Origin of the sequence: Desulfolutivibrio sp., assembly GCF_036584575.1 — a bacterium.
GTDB lineage: Bacteria > Desulfobacterota > Desulfovibrionia > Desulfovibrionales > Desulfovibrionaceae > Desulfolutivibrio.
Genome location: NZ_JAZHDB010000061.1, coordinates 1 through 5,769 on the forward strand (window position 1 = coordinate 1; position 5,769 = coordinate 5,769).

Consider the following 5,769-nt stretch of genomic DNA (forward strand, 5'->3'; position numbering starts at 1 on the left):
CCCGCCGCGTCGTCCAGGGGCGGGCGGCCAAGCCTGGCCCGGGCCTCGTCCCGGACCTCCAAAAGCCCGGGGACGGCCGCCTGGGGGCCGAACTCATCCAGGATGCCGTCGCAGTAGGCCAGGGCGTCCAGGGCGTCGCCCAGGCCGAGGCGGATGCGGGCCGCCTCCAGAAGCGGCTCTGCCCGGGGCGGAAGGCCGGTCGACCCGGCCCGGCTCACGGCGCCTCCTCGCGGCGCATCCAGAAGCTCCCCCCGCCCATGCCCAGGCCCCAGCGCGGAAAGACCCGGGCCATGAGCTCCGGATGTCGGCGCCCCATGTAGCCCACGGCGAAACGGACCCGGAACCGGGGGTTGTCGATGAGCAGGGCCTGCAACAGGTATTGCTCGCCCCAAAAGAAGTTCATGTCCTTGATCCAGGTCTCGGGATAGTCGTGGGGCATAAAGATGTCGTGGACGTGGACCCACACCCCCGGGGCCAGCCGGGGCAGGATCTCCAGGAAAAGCCGGGTCACGTCGCCGCCGATGCGCACCACGTGGGTGGAGTCGATAAACAGGATGTCCCCGGCCTCAAGCCCGGTGAACACGTCCAGGTCGACCTCCTGGACCGGCTGGCGAATCAGGCGTCCCAGGCCCTCCACGGCCCGGGGCACGAAGGGCCGGGGATACGGCTCGACGCACACCAGTTCGCCGCCGCCGTTCTCGCGCAGGGCCCTGGCCGTGACCAGGGTGGAAAAACCGCTGCCGACCTCCACCACCCGGCGCGGCCCAAGCTCCCGGACCAGGGCGTACAGGACGTACGGGTCGGCCCCGGCCAACTGGTTGTTCTCGAAGGTGAACTCCAGCTCGTCACCGGTCTTTTTCCGGGGAAACCCGGCGAACGCCGGGGTGTAGGAGGCCAAAATCCCGGTCAGGAGCGCCAGTTGCCCGGCCTCGTTCATGTCGATGCCCGGCAACTCCGAGGCCTCCGTCCAGAGGCGGGGCGGCAGAGCCCGGGTGTCCGGAATGGGGGAATAAAAGTGGTTCGGGGTGATGTGCAGGCCCTTGGCCTGGGCCGCTGCGAAATGCTTGCGTGCGGCGGGCACGTCGCCGAAATAGGGCTTGAGGGCGTCCAGCAATTCGTCGAGGCGGTCCTGGTCCGGCATGGAGGCGGTCCTTGTCTGGGATGGAGGCGGGCGCGACGCCGCACGGCCCGGGGCAGGCGCTCCGGGACTTTCCCCGTAAGCCATGGACGGCACGGAGTCCAGGCCCTTCGTGCGACCGCCCGGCCCCAGCCACAGGCACGTTGCATAACCAGGGGGATTTGATACCGTCCGGTCATGCCGCGCGTTAGCCGCGTTAGCCGCGTTAGCCGCGTTAGCCGCGACCGGCACGACCGGCACAACCGGCGCGTGACCCCATGCCCCATGCGGGCCACAAGGAAGGCGACCCCGTGGAGAAAGTCAGCATCGTCGTTGCCACGTACAATCAGGCCGACTACCTGCCCGTCTGCCTGGACTCCATCTTCTTCCAGGACCACCCGGACATCGAAATCGTGGTCGTCAACGACGGCTCCTCAGACGACACCGCCCGGGTTCTCGAGGCCTACCAGCACGGCCTGGCCACCGAACGGACCTCCTTCGCCGCGCGCTACGACGAGGCCACCCGGACCGTGCAGCGGCAGCGGCATCCCCGCTACCCCCAGGATGGGCGCACCTTGCGCGTGCTGCATCAGGAAAACCAGGGCCTGAGCATGGCCCTCAACGCCGGTACCCGGGCCGCCACCGGCGCGTACGTCACCTTCATCGCCTCCGACGACATGCTTTTGCCGTCCATGGTCTCCACCCTGCTGGCGGCCATCCGGAAAAACGACGCGGACTTCGCCTACGCCGACATGCACATCGTGGACGACGCGGGACGCATCCTGCGACGGTTCGCGTTGCCGGACTATTCCTTTGAAAACGCCTTCTGCGACTGGTACCTGTGCGGCATCTGCAAGCTCTACAAAAAATCCCTGCACGACGTCTCCGGGTATTTCGATCCCGCCTGCGTCTCCCAGGACCACGACATGTACCTGCGCTTCGCCATGGACGGCGCGAGGTTTCTGCATGTGCCCAGCGTCCTGGCCAACGTGCGCATCCACGACAAGGACCGCAAGGTGGACAACCACTCCCCTGAAAAGGAATCCAGCCAGTTCGCGGACTCCATACGTCTGGTCCTCGCGGCCCGGCGTTTCGCCCGGGAGCACGGCGCGGCGTAGCCGCGGCGGCCCCTCCCCCCTTTTTCCCGCACGTTCCCAGCGAGGCCGGGTCGACCGCCTGTCCGCATTCCTGCGCAGGCCTGCCGCCTGCCAAGGCTGCGGCCAGGGGAGCGAATACGTTTCGGCCGTGGAACGTGGCGGACGCCGTGGGCCAGATCCACAAGCGCAACGCCGGGGACTGGGGAGTCGCTTCCAGGGGGCGGGGAAACCTTTGAGGTCTATACGGCGGCGGGTTGGGTCTTTGGGCGCTGATCCAGGGTGATGGAAAAGGACACGGCGTACAGGTGGTGAAAAAAATCCACATATTCCACATGGACGTCGCTGGGAACGGTGATGCGGGCCGGGGCGAAGTTGATGATGCCCTTGATCCCGGCCTCGGCCAGGAAATTGGCGGCGCGCTGAGCCCGGTCCGGGGGGGTGGTGATCAGCCCGATCTCGATATCCATATCCCGGGCCGTCTCCTTGAGACGTCGGGTACAGACCACCTCCAGGCCGATGACCTCCTCGCCGATCTTGAAGGGATCACAGTCGAAGGCGGCCACGATGTCGAAACCCCGGTATTTGAATTCCCGGTGCCGCAAAAGCGCCTTGCCCAGGTTGCCCACGCCCACCAGGGCGCATTTCCACATGCGGTCCACGCCGAGGGAACGCTTGATGGCGGTGATGAGATCCTGAACGTGATACCCCACGCCACGCACGCCGAATTCGCCGAAGTAGGCTAAATCTTTGCGAATCTGAGAGGGGTTGACGTTGCAGGTTCTGGCCAGAAGTTCCGAGGACACGACCTGGGTTCCTTCACGCTTGAAGGATTCCAGCACCTGGACGTACATGGCCAGCCGCTTGATGGTTGCTCTTGGGATGTGGTCGCTTTTCACAGTACTGTGCCGATGGGAAAGAAGCTAATTATGTGAAACTTTTAACAAGAGGCGCCTTGAAAAAAGGAGGCCGGAGCACCGGCCTCCTTCTTCGAAACGTCGTGTTCCAATTAACCCATGTAGGGGTTGGCGAACAGCAGGATCAGGTTGATGACCAAGCCGTAAATGGCCAGGGACTCGAGGAAGGCCAGGCCGAGAATCAGGGTGACGGTGATCTTGCCGCTGGCCTCGGGGTTGCGGGCGGTGCCTTCGCAGGCAGCCTTGATGCCCAGACCCATGCCGATGCCGCAGCCGGCGGCGGCGACGCCCTGAGCCAAAGCGGTGGCCCAGGAGATGGTGGCGACGACGGCGGGATCGCCAGCGGCGAAGGCGACGCCAGCCAGGGCGAGAAGGGCCACGGTGTTCAGGGCGGTCATCAGAATTTTGCGCATTGGTGCATCCTCCATAAACGGAATGCGGTTAGTAGTGTTGTTGGTCCTAAGGACCATTTCCCCCGATTCTAATGGGCGTGTTCCAGCGATCCCTTGAGGTAGATCATGGACAGCATGAAGAACACGAACGCCTGGATGGTCTTGGCCAGAATGAACATGAAATACATCGGGAAGGTGGAAACCACCGGGGCCAAGGCGAAAAGCAGCACCAGGACGATTTCACCGCCGCGCACGTTGCCGAAAAGACGCAGGGTGAGCGAAAGCGGCCGGGCCAGGTGGGAGATCAGTTCCACCGGAAGCATGAGCGGAATGAGCCACCAGAACGGTCCAAGGAAGTGTTTGATGTAGCCGGGGCCCCACAGCTTGAGTCCCCAGAAGTTGTAATAGACGAAGACCGTGAGCGCCATGGCCGCATTGGTGTTGATGTTGGCTGTGGGCGCGTCGAAACCGGGCACAAAGCCGATGAGGTTGCCGATGAGGATGAAGACGAAAAGGCCACACAAGAACGGAAAGACCTTGCGCCCTTTTTCGCCGATGTTGGCGACAACGAAACTTTCCAGGCCGCCTACCATGAATTCGAAAAAGTTCTGCATCCCTCCGGGAACCATGGCCAACTTGCGGGTAGCCATGGCGCCGAGCACGATCATGATGACCATGACCACCCAGGCGTTCACGACATTGCCCGGAATGTTCAGGCCTGCCGCGTGAAAGGCCTCCTCAACGATCAGAAGGGGATGCGGAAGTCCACCAGCCATAGCTTATGCCTCCTTTCCATTTGACGCTTCCCGCGTTCCGGAGGCCGCGATCTTGACGGCGCCCCAGCACAGAAAATTGACGACGATGATTGAAACCCCGGTCAAAAGCGCGACGGGCCGCGCCCCTGCCCACACGATAAGCGCGTAAAGGACCGCGCCGGTCAGCCCCAGCCGCAGATAAAACCGGGTCAAGGTGGCCAGGACGGCCTCGGTCCGGTTGGGCTGGGAGGTGATGCGCATGCCGAATCCGGCCAGAAACCAGAAATTCAGCGTCGCCAGGACCGCGCCAGCGCCGTACGACCACGCCCACGCCGAAAACCCCAGAACCGCCAGGCAGAACACCGCGGAAAATCCGGCCAAAAGGATCTGGTTACGCACCAGCATCCTGATGTCCGGATTGACAAACCCCCTGCACAAAAGCATCCGGTCGAAGGAGGTCACAAGCGAGCTAGCCCTGGTCGTCATGGTTCGTCGTCGTGTTCTCTTCCTGGAACTTTTTGGCTTCCAGGTAGATGTTCCGAAAACCTGCGGCAATGCCGAACAGCAAAAACAACAGAAGCAACCACGGCTTGGTGCCAAGCCACACGTCCAGCCAATATCCGATGAAAAGCCCTACAAGAACGCCGGAAACAAGATGCAGCCCCATGACCGAGGCGTTCCCTACGGCATCCCACGTCTTTTTATCTTTAAATATCGGCGACTTGAGAAATTTGTCCAGCACCACATCCTCCCCCGTCCCAGGCCTTTTTGCAGCCGCTTGCCGCCACGCGCGACGGAGATCGTGCAAGACTTCACAAGTCGGGAAGCCCTAACACGGCCAATTTGGGAAAGTCAACGGTGTTTGCGGTTTTATCACGCAATTTCCGCCCTGGGAAGCCCCCTGCCGACATTGCGGCGGCCCGGCGAGGGCCCGGCCCCTCACAGGGGAAACGACACCGTGATCTGCACCCCGCGCGAAGTCGGGTCCGTGCGCACCTCGCCGCCGAGCTGCCCGGCCAGCCCCTGTACGAGTTCCAGCCCCAGGCTGTCCAGACGGGCCCCGGCCCCGGCGCCGATCCCCACCCCGTTGTCGCGGACGGTCAGTTCGGCCCGGCCGCCGTCCATGCCCAGGCGAACGTGGACCACGCCCTCCTGGCCGTCCGGAAAGGCGTGTTTGATGGTGTTGGATAAAAGTTCGTTGACGATGAGCCCCAGAGGAACCAGGGCCGGGGGGGCAAGCCGGACGGGGGCGATGTCCGTGGTCAGCTGCAACCGGCTCTGGCCAAAGCCCAGGATGTCGAACAGGCGTTCGGTCAGGGTACGCAGATATTCCCCCGCATCCAGAAGCAGATCCGGTTGCGAGCCGCACAATTTTTCGTGGACATGGGCCACCGCCATGACCCGCATCCGGGATTTCTCCAGCAACTCGCGGCAGGCGTCGTCCGAGGCCACTTCCGATTGCAGTCCCAAAAGTCCGGCCACCACGCTCAGGTG

9 protein-coding genes are annotated in these 5,769 nt (G+C 63.5%); 1 reads left to right on the top strand and 8 read right to left on the bottom strand.

The window, feature by feature from the left end; genetic code table 11:
* The coding region (locus V3572_RS04475) for a hypothetical protein (RefSeq protein WP_332109782.1) at positions 1-218 on the bottom strand (218 nt) is incomplete at its 3' end.
* The gene (locus tag V3572_RS04480) at positions 215-1,141 is read right to left on the bottom strand and encodes a class I SAM-dependent methyltransferase (RefSeq protein WP_332109783.1); all 927 of its coding nucleotides are present in this window, start codon (positions 1,139-1,141) and stop codon (positions 215-217) included. The genes V3572_RS04480 and V3572_RS04475, both read right to left, overlap by 4 nt.
* A 254-nt stretch (positions 1,142-1,395) precedes the next feature.
* On the opposite strand from V3572_RS04480, the gene V3572_RS04485 reads away from it, so the two are divergent.
* Positions 1,396-2,235, top strand: a complete 840-nt coding sequence (locus tag V3572_RS04485; protein ID WP_332109784.1) for a glycosyltransferase family 2 protein — start codon at positions 1,396-1,398, stop codon at positions 2,233-2,235.
* 218 nt (positions 2,236-2,453) lie between these two features.
* Here V3572_RS04485 and V3572_RS04490 read toward each other — a convergent pair whose 3' ends face one another.
* The 6 genes from V3572_RS04490 to V3572_RS04515 form a co-directional block, all read right to left on the bottom strand.
* Positions 2,454-3,110 (bottom strand): redox-sensing transcriptional repressor Rex, encoded by a 657-nt coding sequence (locus V3572_RS04490; protein WP_332109785.1) that lies wholly within the window; start codon positions 3,108-3,110, stop codon positions 2,454-2,456.
* A 110-nt stretch (positions 3,111-3,220) separates the two neighbouring features.
* A complete protein-coding gene (gene atpE, locus V3572_RS04495; RefSeq protein WP_163301159.1) occupies positions 3,221-3,541 on the bottom strand; it encodes an ATP synthase F0 subunit C in 321 nt (106 codons plus the stop codon).
* Positions 3,542-3,609: 68 nt separating this feature from the next.
* Positions 3,610-4,296, bottom strand: coding sequence for a F0F1 ATP synthase subunit A (gene atpB / locus V3572_RS04500; protein ID WP_332109787.1), 687 nt, complete (start codon positions 4,294-4,296; stop codon positions 3,610-3,612).
* A 3-nt stretch (positions 4,297-4,299) separates the two neighbouring features.
* Complete coding sequence (locus V3572_RS04505) at positions 4,300-4,761, bottom strand: ATP synthase subunit I (protein ID WP_332109788.1); 462 nt, start codon at positions 4,759-4,761, stop codon at positions 4,300-4,302.
* On the bottom strand, positions 4,745-5,020 hold the full coding sequence (locus V3572_RS04510) for an AtpZ/AtpI family protein (RefSeq protein ID WP_332109789.1): 276 nt from the start codon (positions 5,018-5,020) through the stop codon (positions 4,745-4,747). Before V3572_RS04510 ends, V3572_RS04505 begins: the two co-directional genes overlap by 17 nt.
* Before the next feature lie 194 nt (positions 5,021-5,214).
* On the bottom strand, positions 5,215-5,769 hold a 555-nt coding region (locus V3572_RS04515), incomplete at its 5' end, for a sensor histidine kinase (protein WP_332109790.1).

Excerpts from the sequence above, each read along its gene's own strand:
- atpB (WP_332109787.1), bottom strand. The coding sequence starts at position 4,296 with ATGGCTGGTGGACTTCCGCATCCCCTTCTGATCGTTGAGGAGGCCTTT.
- V3572_RS04480 (WP_332109783.1), bottom strand. The coding sequence starts at position 1,141 with ATGCCGGACCAGGACCGCCTCGACGAATTGCTGGACGCCCTCAAGCCC.
- V3572_RS04505 (WP_332109788.1), bottom strand. The coding sequence starts at position 4,761 with ATGACGACCAGGGCTAGCTCGCTTGTGACCTCCTTCGACCGGATGCTT.
- V3572_RS04485 (WP_332109784.1), top strand. The coding sequence starts at position 1,396 with ATGCCCCATGCGGGCCACAAGGAAGGCGACCCCGTGGAGAAAGTCAGC.
- atpE (WP_163301159.1), bottom strand. The coding sequence starts at position 3,541 with ATGCGCAAAATTCTGATGACCGCCCTGAACACCGTGGCCCTTCTCGCC.